The organism is Rhodococcus sp. NPDC057135 (assembly GCF_042670865.1).
Taxonomy (GTDB): Bacteria; Actinomycetota; Actinomycetes; order Mycobacteriales; family Mycobacteriaceae; genus Rhodococcus_F.
The window spans coordinates 61846-80858 of record NZ_JBHUUU010000021.1 but is presented as its reverse complement, the minus strand read 5'-3'; the positions used below and the strand labels follow the sequence as shown (position 1 = coordinate 80858).

General features: G+C 62.6%; 19 protein-coding genes. 14 read left to right on the top strand and 5 right to left on the bottom strand.

Translation table 11 applies throughout. From position 1 onward, the window contains the following. Positions 1–29 precede the first annotated feature (29 nt). Together ACFT1A_RS28945 and ACFT1A_RS28940 are read left to right on the top strand one after the other, a co-directional pair. Positions 30–1052, top strand: a complete 1023-nt coding sequence (locus tag ACFT1A_RS28945) for an alpha/beta hydrolase (RefSeq protein ID WP_378449802.1) — start codon at positions 30–32, stop codon at positions 1050–1052. A 101-nt stretch (positions 1053–1153) separates the two neighbouring features. Then, positions 1154–1981 (top strand): helix-turn-helix domain-containing GNAT family N-acetyltransferase, encoded by an 828-nt coding sequence (locus ACFT1A_RS28940; RefSeq protein ID WP_378449801.1) that lies wholly within the window; start codon positions 1154–1156, stop codon positions 1979–1981. Positions 1982–1991: 10 nt separating this feature from the next. On the opposite strand, the gene ACFT1A_RS28935 is transcribed toward ACFT1A_RS28940, so the two are convergent. The 5 genes from ACFT1A_RS28935 to ACFT1A_RS28915 are packed head-to-tail and all read right to left on the bottom strand — an operon-like array spanning position 1992 to position 7184. Then, positions 1992–3458: an FAD-dependent oxidoreductase gene (locus ACFT1A_RS28935; RefSeq protein ID WP_378449800.1), complete on the bottom strand. Its 1467-nt coding sequence runs from the start codon at positions 3456–3458 to the stop codon at positions 1992–1994. 54 nt (positions 3459–3512) lie between these two features. After that, entirely contained in the window at positions 3513–3974 is a 462-nt protein-coding gene (locus ACFT1A_RS28930; RefSeq protein WP_378449799.1) for a carboxymuconolactone decarboxylase family protein, read from the bottom strand. Further along, positions 3971–4921 (bottom strand): NAD(P)-dependent oxidoreductase, encoded by a 951-nt coding sequence (locus ACFT1A_RS28925; RefSeq protein ID WP_378449798.1) that lies wholly within the window; start codon positions 4919–4921, stop codon positions 3971–3973. Before ACFT1A_RS28925 ends, ACFT1A_RS28930 begins: the two co-directional genes overlap by 4 nt. Further along, the gene (locus tag ACFT1A_RS28920; RefSeq protein WP_378449797.1) at positions 4918–5667 is read right to left on the bottom strand and encodes an SDR family oxidoreductase; all 750 of its coding nucleotides are present in this window, start codon (positions 5665–5667) and stop codon (positions 4918–4920) included. The genes ACFT1A_RS28925 and ACFT1A_RS28920 overlap by 4 nt, the downstream gene beginning before the upstream one ends. A gap of 50 nt (positions 5668–5717) precedes the next feature. Continuing rightward, positions 5718–7184 (bottom strand): aldehyde dehydrogenase, encoded by a 1467-nt coding sequence (locus ACFT1A_RS28915; RefSeq protein ID WP_378449796.1) that lies wholly within the window; start codon positions 7182–7184, stop codon positions 5718–5720. Between the two features lie 199 nt (positions 7185–7383). On the opposite strand from ACFT1A_RS28915, the gene ACFT1A_RS28910 reads away from it, so the two are divergent. The 12 genes from ACFT1A_RS28910 (at position 7384) to ACFT1A_RS28855 (ending at position 19007) form a co-directional block, all read left to right on the top strand. Continuing rightward, a complete protein-coding gene (locus ACFT1A_RS28910; RefSeq protein WP_378449795.1) occupies positions 7384–8241 on the top strand; it encodes a mycofactocin-coupled SDR family oxidoreductase in 858 nt (285 codons plus the stop codon). A 97-nt stretch (positions 8242–8338) separates the two neighbouring features. Then, positions 8339–8944: a TetR/AcrR family transcriptional regulator gene (locus ACFT1A_RS28905; protein WP_283306808.1), complete on the top strand. Its 606-nt coding sequence runs from the start codon at positions 8339–8341 to the stop codon at positions 8942–8944. Further along, positions 8941–10146: a cytochrome P450 gene (locus ACFT1A_RS28900; protein ID WP_378449794.1), complete on the top strand. Its 1206-nt coding sequence runs from the start codon at positions 8941–8943 to the stop codon at positions 10144–10146. Before ACFT1A_RS28905 ends, ACFT1A_RS28900 begins: the two co-directional genes overlap by 4 nt. Then, positions 10146–10952: an SDR family oxidoreductase gene (locus ACFT1A_RS28895; protein WP_378449793.1), complete on the top strand. Its 807-nt coding sequence runs from the start codon at positions 10146–10148 to the stop codon at positions 10950–10952. Before ACFT1A_RS28900 ends, ACFT1A_RS28895 begins: the two co-directional genes overlap by 1 nt. Next, positions 10949–12343, top strand: coding sequence for a cytochrome P450 (locus tag ACFT1A_RS28890; protein WP_378449792.1), 1395 nt, complete (start codon positions 10949–10951; stop codon positions 12341–12343). The genes ACFT1A_RS28895 and ACFT1A_RS28890 overlap by 4 nt, the downstream gene beginning before the upstream one ends. A gap of 2 nt (positions 12344–12345) precedes the next feature. Next, positions 12346–12537 (top strand): ferredoxin, encoded by a 192-nt coding sequence (locus ACFT1A_RS28885; protein WP_378449791.1) that lies wholly within the window; start codon positions 12346–12348, stop codon positions 12535–12537. 58 nt (positions 12538–12595) lie between these two features. Continuing rightward, positions 12596–13147, top strand: a complete 552-nt coding sequence (locus ACFT1A_RS28880; RefSeq protein ID WP_378449790.1) for a nuclear transport factor 2 family protein — start codon at positions 12596–12598, stop codon at positions 13145–13147. Positions 13148–13152: 5 nt separating this feature from the next. Further along, the gene (locus ACFT1A_RS28875; RefSeq protein ID WP_378449789.1) at positions 13153–14400 is read left to right on the top strand and encodes a hypothetical protein; all 1248 of its coding nucleotides are present in this window, start codon (positions 13153–13155) and stop codon (positions 14398–14400) included. A 26-nt stretch (positions 14401–14426) separates the two neighbouring features. After that, entirely contained in the window at positions 14427–16064 is a 1638-nt protein-coding gene (locus ACFT1A_RS28870; protein ID WP_378449788.1) for an acyl-CoA synthetase, read from the top strand. 45 nt (positions 16065–16109) lie between these two features. After that, entirely contained in the window at positions 16110–17363 is a 1254-nt protein-coding gene (locus tag ACFT1A_RS28865; protein ID WP_378449787.1) for a cytochrome P450, read from the top strand. Position 17364: 1 nt separating this feature from the next. Further along, positions 17365–18138 carry an ABC transporter permease gene (locus tag ACFT1A_RS28860; protein WP_283306798.1) on the top strand — a complete coding sequence of 258 codons (774 nt, stop codon included), beginning with the start codon at positions 17365–17367 and terminating at the stop codon, positions 18136–18138. After that, positions 18135–19007 (top strand): MlaE family ABC transporter permease, encoded by an 873-nt coding sequence (locus ACFT1A_RS28855; protein WP_378449786.1) that lies wholly within the window; start codon positions 18135–18137, stop codon positions 19005–19007. The genes ACFT1A_RS28860 and ACFT1A_RS28855 overlap by 4 nt, the downstream gene beginning before the upstream one ends. Positions 19008–19013 lie beyond the last annotated feature (6 nt).

Genomic DNA, 19013 nt, shown 5'->3' with positions numbered 1-19013 from the left:
GGCACCGCAATCGAGCACGAGGAGCGGCAATGAGAAGGATCGGACGCACTCGGGCGGTACTTGTCGTCGCCCTCGTCGCCTGGACAGGATTGTTCGGTGAAGCAGCGCTGGCTTCGGCAGATCAGGCGCGGACATTGCCTTCAGACGGATCAGCTCTCGATCACGTCGAGCAGATCAACGCACGTCAACTGACGATGTACGTCTACTCGGCTGCAATGGACAAGGTGATCCCACTCGAGGTGATTCGGCCGGCAGACACCAGTGCGCCGAGACCGACTCTCTATCTGCTCAACGGCGCCGGTGGCGGGGAGGACACGGCTACGTGGCAGACACGGACAGACGTCGTCGACTTCTTCGGCGACAAGAACGTCAACGTCGTGAATCCCATCGGCGGTGCATACAGCTATTACACGGACTGGGAGAAGCCTGATCCTGTTCTGGGACTGAACAAGTGGACCACGTTCCTCACCCAGGAGTTGCCGCCGATCGTCGACGCCACACTCGGTACGACGGGTGCGAACGCCGTCGCCGGATTGTCGATGGCCGGTACGTCGGTTCTGAGTCTGGCCGAGGCCGCGCCGACGGTTTACCGTGCGGTCGGTGCCTTCAGCGGTTGCGCCGAGACGAGTACTCAGCCAGGTCAGGACTACGTGAGATTCGTGGTCGGATTCCGCGGCGGCAACGTCGACAACATGTGGGGTCCCATTGGTGGTCCGGGGTGGGTGGCCAACGATCCGGTGGTCAACGCCGAGAGATTGCGAGGCATCGATCTCTACATCAGCAACGGAACGGGGCTGCCGGGTCCACACGAGAATCTGGGCGGCCCGATGGTCAACGGTGATCCGGGCGTTCTGGCCAACCAGGTGATCGTGGGTGGAGTCATCGAGGCCGGGACTAACCAGTGCACCCATCGTCTGGCCGAGCGGCTCGACTCCCTGGGCATCCCCGCCACTTATGATTTCCGGGCAACGGGCACGCACTCCTGGGGTTATTGGCAGGACGATCTTCACAACTCGTGGCCGGTGATTGCCGAGTCGATCGGTGCACGTTAGCCGGCGTACCCGAGGGTCGGTGGCTGAGTTGTTTCTCACTTCGGTGCCAGTCTCCGAACCTGGCCGCCCGAACTGCAGGTCAGCGGCGTTATAGTCGCCAGATGAGTTCAGATACACTCGCGCCCCTCGACACCGATGTACTTGCGCGCAGGTTTGCGTGCCTGGGTGATCCGACGCGGTTGCGAGTGCTTCGACTTGCAGCTGCCGGCCCGGTAGAGGTCGACGAGATTGCACGCGCTGCATCACTCGAAGCGTCCGCCCTGGGTGCTCACCTCGAGGCGTTGAGCGAGGTCGGCTTCGTCGAGGTGACGATGCACGAAGGCAACTCGGTTGTCAGTGTCGCCGGAACCGCGTACTCAGATCTGATGGCAGCGGCCGCCGTCGTAGCCGCGCGCGGTCCGGTCAGAGACACCTTGGGGCTGCTTCCCTCCGATGTAGTTCTGCGCCGCATGGACTCGGGTGACTGGGACGCCGTGCGGTCGATCTACCTCGAGGGAATCGACACCGGAACCGCGACTTTCACCACGTCGGTGCCATCCGCCGAGAAGCTCGACGCTCAATGGTTGCCTGATCATCGATGGGTCGCAGAGATCGACGGACGCGTCGAAGGCTGGGCGAGCCTGAGCCCGGTGTCCTCGCGTGACTGCTACCGCGGGGTCGCTGAGAACTCCATTTACGTCGGCAGTGGTGCTCGCGGTCGCGGGGTCGGCAAGCTGCTGCTTCGCCAACAGGTGCAGGCTGCCGACGCCAGCGAGATCTGGACCGTACAGTCGTCGATCTTCCCGGAAAACCGTGCGAGTGTCGCGCTGCACCAGGCCGTCGGGTTCCGAATAGTCGGGACTCGGTCGCGTATCGCTCAACTGGGTGGGCGGTGGCGTGACACGTTGTTCCTCGAACGTCGCAGCGAGGATGCTGTCGCTGACATTTGAGAACAGGCGCTCAGCCCTTGGCGGCGCTGATTCCGGCGCGTCGACCGTAGAAGCTGCCGTCACCGAGGGACGTGCCTGACGCATAACCGCCGGCGCAGACTCCGGCAGTGCAGCGGCCGGCGGCAAAAAGCCCGGGTATCGGCTCGCCCGAGACGTGCAGGACCTCCGAGTTGATCGATGTGCGCAGACCGCCGAGTGTGAATCCGGCGGTGAAGTTGCGAAGATCGAGCGCCGCGACGGGCGAGCCGATCGGCTTGACCCACTCCTTCTTCTTGCCGAGAACCGGGTCTTCACCGCGGGCTGCGTGGCGGTTGTAGACCTCCACGGTCGACTGCAGCGTGCCCGCCGGCAGACCCATGTCGGATTCGAGTTCCTCGACGGTTTCGGCCACCCACTTGGGCTGGAACCTGAAGAACGGTGTGGAACTGTCTGCGGCGCAACCTTCTTCGTAGGAAACCTCGTCGATGATCAAGTAGGCCTGATTCTCGTTGCGTAGCAACGTTTCCTGCCCGATCCTTCCTGGGTACGTGTCCTCGTTGACGTAGCGCTGGCCGCGTCCGTTGACAAGTATGCCGCGGATCATCAACTGGGGGTCACCGAAGAACGCGACCTCGGTTGCGTCCATGTGCGCGAGGTCGGCGCCCAGAGCCTGCGCCATCTGGATCGCCTTGCCGTCATGCTCCTCGATCGCTGCGCCGGGCCGACCGATCAGTCTCGGAGCGTACGACTGGATCATCGATTCGTTGTAGGCGAAGCTTCCCGTAGCCAGTACGACGCCTGTGCGTGCTCGGACCGCCACTTCTTTGCCGTACTGCTTGGCGATGATGCCGACGACTCGATCGCCGTCGACGACCAAGCGTTGTACCCGCATGTCGTATTCAGCTCGTACGCCCAGGCTTTCGGCTGTCTCGATCAACGGCTTCATCAACATGAAGCCGCCGCCTTTCTCTCCGGTGCGTTTGCCGCTCATCTGCGGAACGTGACCGCGAGGGGCTGGTGTCGCGATCGTGTTGAACGGTGCCGAGTTCTCGCCGCCGGAATACATGAGCCCGTCGTCGAAAGGCGTTTCCCAACCCGGTTGGCCGTAGAAACTTTCCTTGAACGGCACACCGTTGTCGACGAGCCAGTTGTAGTGTTCGACGCTGCCTTCGCAGTAGTCGGTGATCTTCTCCTCGTCCGCGCCGGGACCGAGCGCGGCCATCATGAACGACTTCATGTTCGCGGGGGAGTCCTCGAACCCGAGCGCCTGCTGCAACGGGGTTCCGCCGCCCAGGTAGATGAATCCGCCGGCCAACGCGGCGGCGCCGCCCCATCCACTCGTGCGTTCGAGCACCAGCACTTCGGCACCCGCACGGGCTGCCTCGATCGACGCGCTTACTCCGGCGATGCCGTAGCCGGCGACGACAACGTCAGCCTCGAAGTGCCACTGTTCGATGCTTGCTGCGGACTGCGGACGGATTGAGCTGGCCTCGGCCATGGATTCGGGTCCTTCGTTCTTCGGTAAGTTGATTGCAGTATCTCGATCGACGGTTCAGTCGGTGTCCGTTTTCGCGGAATCCGCGGCAGCCTTCTCCTTGGCGCGTGCGGCTTTGCGTCGGTCGGCCTTCACGGCGATCAGCGCGTTGTTGAGGCCGGTGGCCAGCGGCCAGCCGACGTAGTGGCACAAAAAGATCGCGGCCTCTTCGAACTGCTGCTCGGTCAACTCTTCGTTGTGGAGAGCAGCGTTGATCTGGATCTTTGCGACGTCGCTCTGCCCCTGGGCGGTGATGGCGCCGATCAGCAGCAGTCGGCGATCACGCACCGACAGCCCCGGTCGTGTCCAGATGTCGGCGAAGAGATGGTCGGCGGTCACCGCGAAGAAATCGCCGGGAACATCAGCGGGGAGTTCCCAGCCGTACACCTCGTTCATCTTCGCGACGCCGCGAGCGCGGGTCTCGGAGATGCGGTTTCCGTCGGCTCCGCTGGTGTCGGTCATGTGGGTGGTGTCGGTCATGCGTGCTCCCGTGTCGTAGATGCCGGTGAAGGTTCGCCGTCCCCGTTTCCATCCCCGTGATCGACGCCGAGTCCGACGCCGAGTCCGGAGAGTGCAAGGTGCGCGAGCGGCAGTTCGAGTTCCAGCCGGTCACCGAGGTCGATGGCCAAGGCCAAGTCCTTCTCCCCGAGATTGCGAACGTGCTGCAGTATCGAGAACCACGGATCATCCTCCGAGACCGGTGCGGTGGTGTCGCGAAGCATGATCGCGCCGGCGCCACCGGTGATGGCATCGGTATGCCTGACGACCTTTCCGAGCGTGCGGAGATTCAGTCCTGCAGCCTCGGCGAGTCGCGCAGCTTCGGTCGTGGCGGTGAACGAGACGAAATGAAGAAGGTTACGTGCGAGCTTCATTCGAGTTCCTGCGCCGACATCACCGGCACGAACCACCAGTTCGGCCCAGGATCCGAATGGCTCACGGACGGCCTCGAACGCCTCCTCCGATCCACCGATCATCACCGCCAACCTGCCCTGGGCGGCACCGCCCGCACCGCCGCTGATCGGCGCGTCGATCAGCAGAACACCACGCACCTCGCAGATACGAGCGAGTTCCACCGCCGTGGTGTCCGAGATGGTCGAGTGAATCGCGACGACGGTTCCCGGCCGTGCAGTCGTCAGGATCCCGTGCGGCCCGTCGACGACGTCGCGGACCTGCGCGTCGTCGAGGACCGTGACGGAGATGATGCTCGCGCGCGCAGCCACCTCGGCGGGCGTCGATGCTGCGCCTGCACCCGCGGTGGTGAACGGCTCGAGCGCTTCGGGGCGGGCATCACACACCACGAGCCCTCCCGGCCAGTCCAGGAGGCGCGTCGCCATGGGCGCACCCATGTTGCCCAGACCGATGTACCCCAGACGGGGTTTCGAAGAGTTGGGTTTCGGCGAGCTGGGCTCAGAAGCGGATTCCGTCACGACCGGTACACCTGCCCGCCGTCGACGTTGAAGATCTGCCCGGTCACCCAGCCTGCGTCGTCCGAGAGGAGGAACAGGCACATGCCGACGAGATCATCCGGTGTTCCCATGCGCTGCAACGGTATTCGCTTGACCATGTCCTTGACGATGTTTCCGGGGGTGACGGTTCGAGTCGCCTCGGTGTCGATGGGACCGGGAGCTATGGCGTTGATGCGGATGTTCGACCAGCCGAGTTCGGTCGCGAGTTGTTGCGTCAGGCTGTTGACCCCGGCTTTCGCGAGTCCGTAGTAGTTCGAGTACAGCCAGGCTGCCGTGGAGGACTGGTTGACGATCGAGCCACCCTTCTCCCGCATGTGAGGTACGACGGCGCGGCACACCTGCAATGCGCCGTCCATGTTGACGCTCATGAACTTTCGGTAGTAGTCCCAGTCGACGGTCAAGAGGGAATCGATCTTCATTCCGCCGTAGATGGCAGCGTTGTTCACCAGATGCTCGATGCTTCCGAACTGCTCGATAGTGAACTCGGCAAGTGCTGCAGTCGATTCCCCGTCGGCGACGTCGACGTCCTTGAACACCGCGCGCCCTCCGTCCGCGGTGATCTGTTTCGCGACAGCTTCGCCGAGTTCGCGATTGAGGTCCGCGATCACCACGTTAGCGCCCTCGGTGGCCAACGCACGTGCGTACGCCTCCCCGATGCCCTGCGCCGCGCCGGTGACTATCGCAGTGCGACCGTCGAAACGTCCCATGTCGACCTACTTTCGTGGTGATGATGTGCCGTGATGGTGGGGTGTGAATGTCAGGAAGGTGAGGCGACGAGCTTGGTTTCGAGGTATTCCTCGAAACCTGCGAGCCCCATTTCCCGGCCGATCCCGGATTGTTTGTAGCCCCCGAACGGCGCATCGGCCGAGTACCAGACGCCGCCGTTGACGCTCAGCGTTCCGGTTCTGACACCCGCCACGACGTGCGCGATGCGATCGGGATCGGTGCCCCACACCGACCCGGACAGTCCGTAGGGCGAATCGTTGGCGATCCGGATGGCGTCGTCGTCGCTGTCGTACGGAAGGATCACGAGAACAGGCCCGAAAATCTCCTCCTGCGCTACGCGAGACGAGTTGTCCAGCCCCGCAATGAGAGTGGGCTCGACGAAGAAGCCCCTCTTGGGATCGTCGGGACGGCCTCCACCCGTCACGATCGTGCCGCCCTCGTCGACCGCGAGCGCGAGGTAGCTCTCCACCCTCTCGCGCTGGCGCGCCGAGATGACCGGACCGCATACCGTTCCGCGGGCGCTGGGGTCATCTGCCCGAATGCCGGCCATCGCTGTGGACGCCGCAGCCAGAGCGTCGTCGTACCGACTGCGCGGCACGAGAAGCCTGGTACTGAGCGCGCAGCCCTGACCGGCGTGAACACAGACGGAGAACGCTGCAACCGAGCATGCACCCTTGATGTCCGCATCGTCGAGGACGATGAATGCCGACTTGCCCCCGAGTTCGAGGAAGACTTTCTTGAGTGTCTGGGCGGCAGAGGCCATGACCGCGCGTCCGGTGGCGGTGGAACCGGTGAAGGACACCAGATCGACCCGCGGGTCGCTGCACAATTGTGCGCCGAGTGAATGATCCGTGGACGTCACTACGTTGACGACTCCCGCGGGGATCTCGGTTTCTTCGGCGATCACCTTGGCGACCAACGCAGCGCACCAGGGTGTATCCGGTGCGGGTTTGAGAACAATGGTGTTGCCGGCTGCGAGGGCGGGACCGAGCTTGGCGAAATTGATCTGGTGCGGGAAGTTCCACGGTGTGATCGCACCTACGACGCCAACTGCTTCCTTGAGTAATCGGCGATGGGTGGGTATGCCCATGGGTGACGCGTGGCCGAGATCTTGTTCCCACGCATAGGATTCGATCAGGTCGGCCCAGTAGCGAAGATCTTCGATCGGGCCCTCGAGTTGTGGGCCGCTCGTCAGCATGACGGGCGCGCCCACCTCGGCAACGGTGATTTCACGTAGTTCTTCGATGTGGGACTGGAGTGCCTCACACAGTTGGCGCAGGCAGCGAGCGCGAAAAGCGTGATCGCGTGCCCACTCGGTGCCGTCGAAGGCACGGCGTGCGGCGGCGATGGCCGCATCCATGTCCGCGGCGGTGCCTTCGGCAGCGCGGCCGATCAGTTCCTCTGTTGCCGGATTGAAAACTTCGAAGGTTCCGCCGGATCCGGGAATCAGCTTTCCGTCGACGAGAAGTGCAGAACTGTCTGCGGGTCGAAGCGTCATAGCGCGAGCCCTCTCTTTCTGGACATGTGTCTGGACTCTAGTTCACACTTCGGATTGAGGCAATGGTTTTTGGGGCATAAGAGATTTCGAGCCAAGTTGTTCGAAAGTCGGTGGATCGGCCTCGACGAAAAGCGCCTCACGTCTGGTGAGGCGCCGCTACGGTTCACCACACCGTCCATACCCGCAGAGGAGTAGTCGAATGAACAGAGTTGACGGAAAAGTGGTGCTGGTGACCGGCGCTGCGCGAGGTCAGGGGCGCAGTCATGCCGTTCACCTGGCACGCGAGGGCGCGCATGTCATCGCCTTCGACCTGTGTGCCGACATCGCCAGCAATGAGTATCCACTCGCCAGTCCTGCCGATCTCGAGGAGACGGCTCGACTGGTGAAAGAGACCGGGCAGCAGGTGGTGGCGGCCCGGGTCGACGTCCGCGATCGCGCCGGACTCGAAACGGCCCTGGCGGAGGCGGTGTGCCAATTGGGCGGACTGCATGTCGTCGTGGCGAATGCCGGTATCTGTCCGCTCGGCAAGCATGTGTCCACCGCAGGTTTTGTCGACGCGTTCGACGTGAACTTTCTCGGTGTCGTCAACACAGTGCACGCGTCGATGGAGTATCTAGGCGAAGGGGGTTCGATCATCGCGATCGGATCTGTCGCCGGCCTGGTGCCGCAGACCGGATTCAACGGTCAGCAGGCGCTCCAGGGTCCGGGAGGAGACGGATACGGCCTGGCCAAGAAGCTGATTCAGGCCTACACCAGTTCGTTGGCGCTGACCCTCGGGCCGAGCTCCATTCGAGTCAACGCGATTCACCCGACCAACGTGAACACCGACATGTTGCAGAGCATGCCGATGTACCGGACGTTCCGTCCTGATCTCGAGAATCCGACCGCCGAGGATGCAGCAGTGACGTTCCCGTTCATGCAGGCGATGCCGACTCCGTGGGTCGAGCCCGCGGACATCTCGCATGCAGTCGTGTACCTGTCCTCCGACGAGTCGCGTTTCGTGACTGGTCAGCAACTGCGCGTCGACGCCGGTGCCGGGATGAAGATCGGTCTGTAGTAAAACTTTTCGCCTTGCTGCTGCCTGTCGGCGGTGAATTTTCGGAGTTTCGCCGTTTCGTTGCCCTGGACACGACGCCGTAGTAACGTCCAGACACGTGTCCAGCAAACGGGGCGAGCGAAGTGGCGGGGGATCGGTTGTCTACGAATCCACCCGTCGGCGCCTCACGGGCAAACAGGCGGAGACGGTAGCCAGACTGGCCGAGGCGACCGTGAAAGTGTTACGCGAACAAGAGTTTTCCGGTCTGAGTATCCGTTCGGTTGCGGCCGAGGCCGGCGTGGGAACTGCCACCGCCTACACGTACTTCGCGTCCAAGGAGCATCTGGTCGCCGAGGTCTTCTGGAGAAGACTTCAGGGGTCGTCGGCGCCCGACGGTGCCGGACTGGATCGCACCGCGCACGTGCTGTCTGTGCTTCGCAACATCGCACTGCTTCTCGCGGACGAACCGGAGGTGTCTGCAGCCGTGACCAACGCCCTGCTCGGCACCGATCCGGAAGTGGAGCATCTCCGCGGCCGGATCGGGTTCGAGATCCACCGCAGACTCGCGTCGGCACTGGATCCGAATGGCGAGCCCGAAGTGCTGGAAGCGCTCGAAATGCTCTATGCGGGAGCGCTTCTGCGCGCAGGTATCGGGTACGGAACCTACGCGCAAATTGCCGGACGCCTCGAGGCATCCGCACTACTGATCCTGGAGAAATCATGACAGAAGCTTTGATCGATCCGGTGGTCTTCAATCCGTACGACTACCACTTCCACGACGACCCGTATCCGACGTACAAGCGTCTGCGCGAGGAATCCCCGCTCTATCACAATCCGGACGTGGGCTTCTGGGCGTTGTCGCGGTACACGGACGTGGTCGAGGGGTTCAAGGACAACAAACGCCTGTCGAGCGCAAACGGTGTGTCTCTCGATCCCGCGGCATACGGGCCACACGCACACTATGTGATGTCGTTCCTCGCGATGGACGACCCTCGCCATATGCGGTTGCGCCAGTTGGTCTCTCGCGGATTCACACCGCGACGGGTCGCGGAACTCGACGGACGGATACTCGAACTGACGAAGCAACACCTGATACCTGCGCTGGGCGCAGGGGAGTTCGACTGGATCACGGAGGTGGCGGGAAAGCTGCCGATGGACGTCATCTCCGAACTCATGGGAGTCCCCGAACCCGATCGAGCCGAACTGCGGCGTAAGGCGGACCTGGTGGTACATCGGGAGGCGGGTGTCCTCGACGTCCCGCAACCAGCGGTGGAAGCCTCGATCAGCCTGATGGGCTACTACAAGGACATGATCGCGCAGCGTCGGCGCGCGCGGACGGACGATCTGACCTCGGCGTTGCTCGACGCCGAGATCGACGGAGACAAGCTCTCGGAGCAGGAGATCCTCGGGTTCATGTTCTTGATGGTGGTGGCGGGAAACGAAACCACGACCAAGCTTCTCGGAAACGCGCTGTACTGGGGCTCGCACCACCGCGCACAGATCACACCCGTGCTCGACGATCCCGAACGAGCCTCGGAGTGGGTGGAAGAGACCCTCCGCTACGACACGTCGAGCCAGATCGTGGCGAGAACGAGTGTTGTCGACCTCGAATATCACGGGCGCACCATTCCCGCGGGAGAGAAGGTATTGCTCCTGATCGGTTCGGCCAATCGTGATGCGGACGTGTTCGAAGACGCGGACAGCTTCCAGATCGGTCGAAGCTCATCCGGCAAGCTTGCCAGTTTCGGTGGCGGCGTTCACTTTTGCCTCGGCGCCCACCTCGCAAAGCTCGAAGCCAAGATCGCCCTCGCAGAATTCGGCCGTCGGGTCAGCAGCTACGAGGTCGACGAGTCCGGAATCGAACGTGTTCATTCGACCAATGTCCGGGGCTTTGCGGCCCTACCCGTGAAAGTGCAGGTGCGCTGATGCCTCGTTTCGAACCCAACCCGGCTCGCCGGCCCGCACTGATCAGTGGTGCGTCGTCGGGAATCGGTACCGCTACCGCGTATGCCCTGGCCGAACTCGGCCACCCCGTTGCCCTCGGTGCGCGTCGACTTGCAGAGTGCGAGGCCATTGTCGAGAAGATCCGCAGTAACGGCGGCGAGGCCTACGCACACTTCCTCGACGTCACCGACGGTGATTCGGTCGACGGATTCGTCGCGGCAGCGGAGGCGGTGCACGGTTCCACCGAGATCGTCGTCTCCGGTGCCGGTGACCTCGAATTCGGCGCCGCGGACGAGATGGATCCGGAGGCGTTTCTCCGGCAGATTCAAGTCCACCTCGTTGGTGCGCAGCGATTGGCGCACCGCGTTCTCCCCGGTATGCGTCAACGTCAGCGTGGTGACTTCGTCCTGATCGGCTCCGACTGCGCTGAACGCCAGCGGCCGCTCATGGGTGCGTACGACGCAGCCAAAGCCGGACTCGAAGCCATGGGACGTCAGATGCGAATGGAACTCGAGGGAACAGGTATTCGCGCGTCGATCGTGCGGCCAGGGCCGACACTGACCGGCATGGGGATGGACACGACGCCGGAGATCATCGGGCCGGTCGGGGAGTCGTGGAGTAAGTGGGGGTTTGCCCGCCACGGCTACTTTCTGCGTGCCTCGGACATCGCCAATGCCATCGTCGCCGTCGTGTCGGCGCCGCGCGGGGCTCACATCGTGCTCCTCGAAGTTCAGCCCGAGGCACCACTGGACAAACTTCCCACTGCGAACTCACAGGAGACGACATGACGCACGGAGTGCAGGAGACGTCGCGAACACTGCCCGAGCCACCGCGGGTGTCCGGTGGGGACCTCCCGCACGGGCATCTCGAGGAACTGAGAACCGACCCGATTGCGCTGATGCGCAGGGTGCGCGAAGAGTGCGGTGACGTCGGTGCCTTTCAACTTGCCGACCGCACCGTGATCTTGTTGTCGGGAGCGGAGGCGAACGAGTTCTTCTTCCGTTCCACTGACGAAGATCTCGACCAGCAAGCTGCGTACCCGTTCATGAAGCCGATCTTCGGTGAGGGCGTGGTCTTCGATGCCAGCCCGGAGCGGCGTAAGGAGATGCTGCACAACTCGGCACTGCGCGGTGAACAGATGCGTGGGCACGCCGCCACGATCGGCCGCGAGGTCGAGGCGATGGTCGCGCAGTGGGGAGACGAAGGTGAGATCGATCTGCTGGACTTCTTCGCCGAGCTGACCATCTACACCTCGTCGGCGTGCCTGATCGGCAAGAAGTTCCGCGACGAACTCGACGATAGCTTCGCCAAGCTGTATCACGAGCTCGAACAAGGCACGGATGCTTTGGCTTTCGTGGATCCGTACGCGCCGATCGAGAGCTTCCGCCGACGCGATGAGGCCCGGTTGGCGTTGGTCGCTCTGGTGCAGGAGATCATGAACGGCCGGATCGCGAATCCTCCACAGGGCAAGGAGGACCGTGACATGTTGGACGTGTTGGTTTCGGTCAAGGACGAGAACGGCGACCTCCGGTTCAGTGCCGACGAGATCACCGGAATCTTCATCTCGATGATGTTTGCAGGCCACCACACGACTTCCGGCACGGCAGCGTGGTCGCTGATCGAGATGTTGCGGCATCCGGACACCATGACGGACGTGGTCGAGGAACTCGACAATCTGTACTCCGACGGCGCTGACATCAGTTTCCATGCTTTGCGACAGATTCCGGTTCTCGAGGCAGTGGTCAAGGAAACCCTTCGACTGCATCCGCCGTTGATCATCCTGTTACGAGTGGCGCGTGGAGATTTCGAAGTGGGCGGCTTCGAGATCAGGGAAGGCCACCTTGTCGCCGCGACACCCGCGATCTCCAATCGAATTGCCGAGGACTTCCCGCGTCCGGACACCTTCGATCCCGGTAGGTACATCGACCCGAATCAAGAGGACATCGTCAACCGCTGGACGTGGATTCCGTTCGGAGCCGGCCGGCATCGCTGCGTCGGCGCCGCGTTCGCTCAGATGCAGCTCAAGGCGATCTTCTCGATCTTGCTGCGGGACTACGAGTTCGAGATGGCGCAACCGTCGCAGTCCTACCGAAACGATCACAGCAAGATGGTCGTCCAGCTGCAGCAGCCGTGCGCGGTGAGGTACCGGCGCCGAACGAGTCCCGGGAGCGAGGGGTGATCATGCGCGTCGAAGTCGACCTCGACCTGTGTCAAGGCCATGCGGCATGCGAACTGGAAGCACCGGAGATCTTCGTCGTTCCGAAGCGAGGGAAGGTCAGTCTTCTGGACTCCGACCCACCTGAGTCGCTCCGCGGTGAAGCCGAGATGGCCGTCAGGTATTGCCCGACCGGCGCACTGAGAATTGTCGACTGATTGCAGCGGATCGTCGACTGATTGCAGCGAATTCACGTACTCGAGGGAGGAAGTTCAGATGACCGGTTTCGACCGCGCAGAGCTCGACGAGATGGTCCAACGCTGGATCGAGGCGAACAAGAAGGCCGAAGCCGCCGGCGATTGGAAGCCGTTGGCGGACATGTACACCGAGGACGCCACGTACGGGTGGAACTATGGCCCCAAGCAGGATTTCATGGCGGTGGGGCGCGAGGAAATTCGCGAAGTCGCGCTCGGTCTCGAGATGAAAGGCCTCGAAGGCTGGGAGTACCCGTATCAAGACTTCGTCATCGACGATCGAAGCGGCAACGTCATCGGTTTGTGGAAGCAGATTTCCGACGCCAAGCGTGAGGACGGGAGCAATTACTCCGTCTACGGTATCGGCGGAAGTTGGTTCCGCTACGGCGGAGATTTCCAATGGTCCTGGCAGCGTGACTTCTTCGACTTCGGGAACGTGTCGGCACTGTTCATGGAGATGATCGGCAACAACGCACTCTCGAAGGGGATGCAGGGGCGGATCCAGCGATCGATCTCGGGCGACCCCCTACCGGGTTGGTATCGCGTGGGAACCGCGCCGGTTCCGCTGTGGTGAGTCCGATGTCGGTGCGCGATTCCTTCGAGGCACTCTCGCAGCGCGACCTTGCCGTGCTGGTGCCCGAGTTGCTCTTGTGCGGGCAACTCATCGACCGCTCGGGCATGGCACATCTGATCGTCGAGTTCGGCCGCGAAGGAATGGCGCAGGTGGCCGTCGAGGAATGGGAATCGGCCAGTCCCTGGTACACCCGCCGCATGCAGAAGGCCCTCGGATACGAGGGCGACGACGTCGTGACCATTTTCAAAGGGCTGCAACTCGACATCGGCGCGCCGCCACAGTTCATGGACTTTCGATACCGGGTCGACGATCCGCTGCACGGTGAATTCTGGCTCGATCATTGCGGAGCGCTCATGGACGTCGAACCGTTGGGAGACGAGTTCGTCACTTCGATGTGCCACGACATCGAGGACCCGACCTTTGATGCGACTGCCATCGCGACCAACCCTCACGCCCGGATCCGCCCGATTCACCGACCACCGCGCAGACCCGCGGACCGACATCCGCACTGCGCCTGGACCGTTGTCATCGACCCATCACACACTCCTCCCGTGATGACTGCACACACCGAGCAGATCGGACGCACTGAAGCGGTGACGGTCGTGCTGAGCCCGATCGATCACGGCGGGGACGGTAGTTCGGACTATTCGGGGCCGTTGTTGTCGGACCTGAGGTTTTCCGACTTCTCACGTTCGGCCTTGGTTCGTATCGCAGAGGAGATCTGCGTGCAGCATCACTTGTTGGCGTTGGGTTTTCTGGCCGCGGTTCGCCGTCGTGCCAGTGAGGACAAGGCGCGCGAGATCACTCGCAAGCAACTCACGGGAATCGCAGGAGTGGCTGCACAGCGCATCCGAGATGCGCTCGGCCTTCCTTCGACTCTGGAATCGCTGGCGTTGGTCCTGTCCGTGCACCCCTTGCTCAGTCCGAAGCAGTACGTGGAGAGCGAGATTCGACCCGACGGCGATGCTCTGGAGCTGTGGATCTCGCGAGAAGGTCGTGTCGACCGCGACGGCGGTTGGCCGACCTTGTTGGACAGCGGGCATCTCGATGCCCTCCAGGCGTTGGTTCGCGGAGTGAATCCGCACTTCACCGTGAGAGTGGTGGCCGAAGATGCCGCGGGACTCCTTCTAACCGTGGACATCACCGAAGCGCCGGCTCCGGAATGCGTCGAAGTAGCCATTACGAAGGTCAGTACCGGCGCGGCCTTCGTATTCGAAGATCGCGGAATTCCCTTGCCTCTCTTCGTCGTCTGAGTGACCGAACCCGAAGGACTCATCCAATGGCTTACACGTTCGCAGACCTGTTCGAGCATTCTGTCGACGCGATGCCCGATCGCCTCGCGCTGATCGTGTCCGGTGAGGAGGTGACTTACCGTGAGCTCGACGAGCGGGCGAACCAATTTGCGCACTACTTCCAGTCCGTCGGGTTGGGTGTCGGTTCGCACATCGGCATTCACCTGCACAACTCGATCGAGGCGATGGTCGCAGTCCTCGCGGCCTTCAAGATCCGCGGGGTTCCCATTACGGTGAACTACCGCTACACGAGCGACGAATTGGTCTATCTGTACGAGAACGCGGATCTCGAGGCGTTGGTTTTCCATCGTGGTTTCGCCGAACGAGTCGCCGAAGCCTTGCTGTCCACAGCGCGGGTGAAGCACATCGTCGAGGTGCCCGACGAACTCGCTCTCGGGAATGAACCGTCGGTTCCGAGGGCAGTGGCGTACGGCGATGCCCTCGGTGACCAATCCCCGCTTCGTACAGGTGAACACGCATTTCCGGAGCGTTCCGGCGACGACGTCTACGTTCTCTACACGGGCGGAACCACCGGACGACCGAAAGGCGTCGTCTGGCGTCAGGAAGACATCTGGCGGGTTTTGGCCGGCGGCTACGACTTCTATTCGGGAGAGCCGATCGCCGACGAGTACCAACAGTCGCGTGGTGGCGCCGCGGCAGCCGAACCCATGCGGTGGTGCATGCTTCCACCGCTTATCCACACGTCCGCGTTGATGCCGACGTTCAATGCGCTGTTCTCGGGCAACATCGTCATCTTCGAACCCAAATTCGATGCCGCACACGTCTGGCGGGTCGTCGCCGAATATCGGCCGCAGGTCATGGTCATCACCGGTGACGCCATGGGTCGTCCACTGGTCGAAGCCCATCGCGAATTGCAACCTGATGCGTCGAGCCTGGCTGTACTCGCGTCCGGCGCTGCACTCTTCTCCGGTTCGGTCAAAGACGCGTTCTTCGACGTATTTCCGAATCTGATGATCTCCGATTCGGTCGGTTCCTCCGAAACAGGCTTCGGCGGAATCGGATTCGCAACCAAGGGCCTCGAGCAGCGCGGTGGCCCCAAGGTGGGAGCCAACAGATTCACTGTCGTCGTCGACGACGACAACCGAGTGTTGGATCCGGGCTCGGGCGCCGAAGGATGGCTGGCGAAACTCGGTAACGTTCCACTCGGCTACTACAAGGATCCGGTGAAGTCGGCCGAGATATTCCGCGAGGTGAACGGCGCACGGGCAGTGGTGACCGGAGACCGGGCACGGATCGAGGACGACGGCTCGGTCACCCTCCTCGGACGGGGAAACATGGTGGTCAACACCGGCGGCGAGAAGGTCTTCGTGGAAGAAGTCGAAGCAGTGGTGAAGGCCCATCCCGACATCTACGACGCGACAGTGATCGGTGTTGCCGACGAGCGGTGGGGCAATCGGGTGGCGGCTGTGCTTCGCATCCGCGACGGTGTGGAACCGGATTTCGAATCCATCGAGAAGCACGCCCGCAGTCATCTCGCCGGCTACAAGATTCCGCGTTCCTTCTGGATCGCCGACGACGTTGTTCGAGCGCCGAGCGGTAAACCGGACTACCGGTGGGCGAAGGAGTACTCGCACAGCCGAGACCCTGCCCACCGGATCGACTAGCGCTCGCACGCCGCACCCGGCCCAATCCGTAAAGGAGCATCTGCAATGCCTGAGATCGACCTTCCCGACGGGTTCGACGTGACCGACCCCCAGCTGTACGGCGAGCGCGTCCCGCTTGCCGAATTCGCCGAACTACGACGGTGCGCTCCGGTCTGGTGGAACGCGCAGGAACCGGGCACCGGCGGATTCCACGACGGTGGTTGTTGGGTGGTCTCTCGACACGCAGACGTTCGTGACGTCTCGTTGCGCAGCGAGGAGTTCTCCAGCAACGTCAACGGTTGTATTCCGCGCCACGAGGACAACATCTCCGCTGAGGAGTTGGAGGCAACCAAACACGTCCTGATCAACAAGGACGCCCCCGAGCACACGCAGTTGCGCAAGTTGGTGGCGCGCTTGTTCACTCCGCGGTCGGTGGAAGCGATGCGAGCCGGCCTCGAAGCGCGCGCCGAGGCCATCACGTCGGCCGCCGTAACGGAAGGCAGCGGTGATTTTGTCAGCCAGGTCGCCAGTGAGCTACCCATGCAGGCGATCTCGGAGTTGATCGGTGTACCGCAGGACGGGCGTCGTCAGCTCTACGAATGGTCGAATCAGATGACGGGCTACGACGACGAGTCACTCGCCGGCGAGTCCCGGATGGCGTCGGCGCAGATCTTGGGCTACGCCTATCAACTGGCCGAGGCGAGACGGGAGGAACCGCTCGACGACATCATCTCCCGTTTGGTGCATGCCGACATCGACGGACAGAAACTCACCCCGGAACAGTTCGGTTTCTTCGTCATCATGTTGGCTGTCGCCGGCAACGAGACTACGCGCAACGCCACGACGCTCGGCATGATGGCGTTTCTCGAACATCCGGATCAGTGGGAGCTGTACAAGCGTGAACGTCCGCGCACCGCTGCGGACGAGATCATCCGCTGGGCTTCGCCGCTCACGTCGATGCAGCGGACAGCAGTGGTGGACACACAGATCTCCGGCACCGCGATCGCGAAGGGGCAGCGCGTCGTACTGCTCTACGGCTCGGCCAACTTCGACGAGACCGTGTTCGAGAACCCCGACGTCTTCGACATCACCCGAGATCCGAACCCGCACCTCGCATTCGGGGGAACCGGACCCCACTACTGCGTGGGCGCCAACCTGGCCAGAATGGAGGTCGACCTGATCTTCGGCAAGATCGCCGATCACATGCCCGACATCAGCAAACTCGGCGATCCGAGCCGGTTGTCGTCCGGATGGCTCAACGGAATCAAGGAATTCAAGGTCGATTACGGCAACTCCACGTCGTGTCCTTCGGGGCATTGACATGTACAGCGGAAAAGTTTCACTTGCCGGCCCGATGCGCGAACTCGGCCAGTTCTACCGGATGGGCGCCGATGTTGCAGTGGGCTTGTTCCGCACCCGCTTTCAGGTGCAGGAGTTTCTCGAGCAGAGCTGGATGATCGCCAGGGTGTCGATCGTGCCGACGGTGTTGGTGGCCGTGCCGTTCACGGTTCTGGTGAGTTTCACGCTCAACATCCTGCTCCGTGAGATCGGCGCCGCCGACCTCAGCGGCGCCGGGGCCGCGCTAGGCGCCGTGACCCAGGTCGGTCCGGTGGTGACGGTGCTGATCGTGGCAGGTGCCGGCGCGACAGCTATCGCCGCCGATCTGGGATCGAGAACAATTCGCGAAGAGATCGACGCCATGGAGGTGCTCGGGATCGATCCGATCAATCGGCTGGTGATTCCGCGGGTGGTCGCGTCGACCGTGGTGGCTTTGCTGCTCAACGGACTGGTCTGCGTCATCGGTATTGCCGGGGGCTACGCCTTCTCGGTGTTTCTCCAGGGCGTCAACCCCGGCGCGTTCGTCGAGGGAATCACGTTGCTGACAGGTCTGCCCGAGGTGGCGTTGTCGATGGTCAAAGCCGCATTGTTCGGGATGCTCGCGGGATTGGTGGCCTGTTATCGCGGACTGTCGGTGCGTGGTGGGCCGAAAGGTGTGGGGGAGGCCGTGAACGAAACGGTGGTGTATGCGTTCATGGCGTTGTTCGTGGTCAACACCATCGTCACCGCGGTCGGCATCCGATTGACGGCGGGGTGACCCCGGTGACCTTGTCGGACTCGCTCGCACAGATCGGCAAGTTCGGACGCACGCGTGCGCGGGTGGCCCGGACGTCGCGCTCGATCGACGACGTCGGGCGACAAGCTGTCTTCTTCGCGCGCGCCATCGCTCACATCCCGTGGGCCGTTCGCAAGCACCCGAAAGAAGTACTGCGACTAGTCGCCGAGATCAGCATGGGCACAGGCGCTTTGGCGGTGATCGGCGGCACCGTCGCAGTCGTGGGATTCTTGACTCTCGCCTCGGGCGGCACTATAGCGATTCAGGGTTTCAGCTCGTTGGGCAACATCGGAGTCGAAGCGCTGACCGGTTTCTTCTCGGCATTCATCAACGTGCGTATCGCCGCGCCGGTCATCGCGGGAATCGGTTTGTCCGCCACGATCGGCGCAGGTTCGACCGCACAGATCGGTGCCATGCGCATCAGCGAGGAGATCGACGCCCTCGAATCGATGGCGATCAGTTCGGTGCCATACGTCGTCAGCACACGCGTCACTGCGGGGATGCTCGCGATTCTGCCGTTGTACTCCCTGGCGCTCGTAGGATCTTTTCTGGCCGGAAGGTTCACCACGGTCGTCCTGTTCGGTCAGTCGTCCGGCCTCTACGACCACTACTTCACGACGTTCCTCGATCCTGTGGACGTCGCGTGGTCGTTCGTTCAGGTGCTCGTGATGGCACTACTGGTGATGTTGATCCACACGTACTACGGATACAACGCGTCCGGCGGGCCGTCGGGTGTGGGAACCGCAGTGGGCCGCGGGGTTCGGCTCTCGCTTATCTGCGTCGTTGCGGTGACCCTGCTCGTCTCACTCGCACTCTACGGCGGTTCCGGCAACTTCAATCTGTCCGGTTAGGGGGAC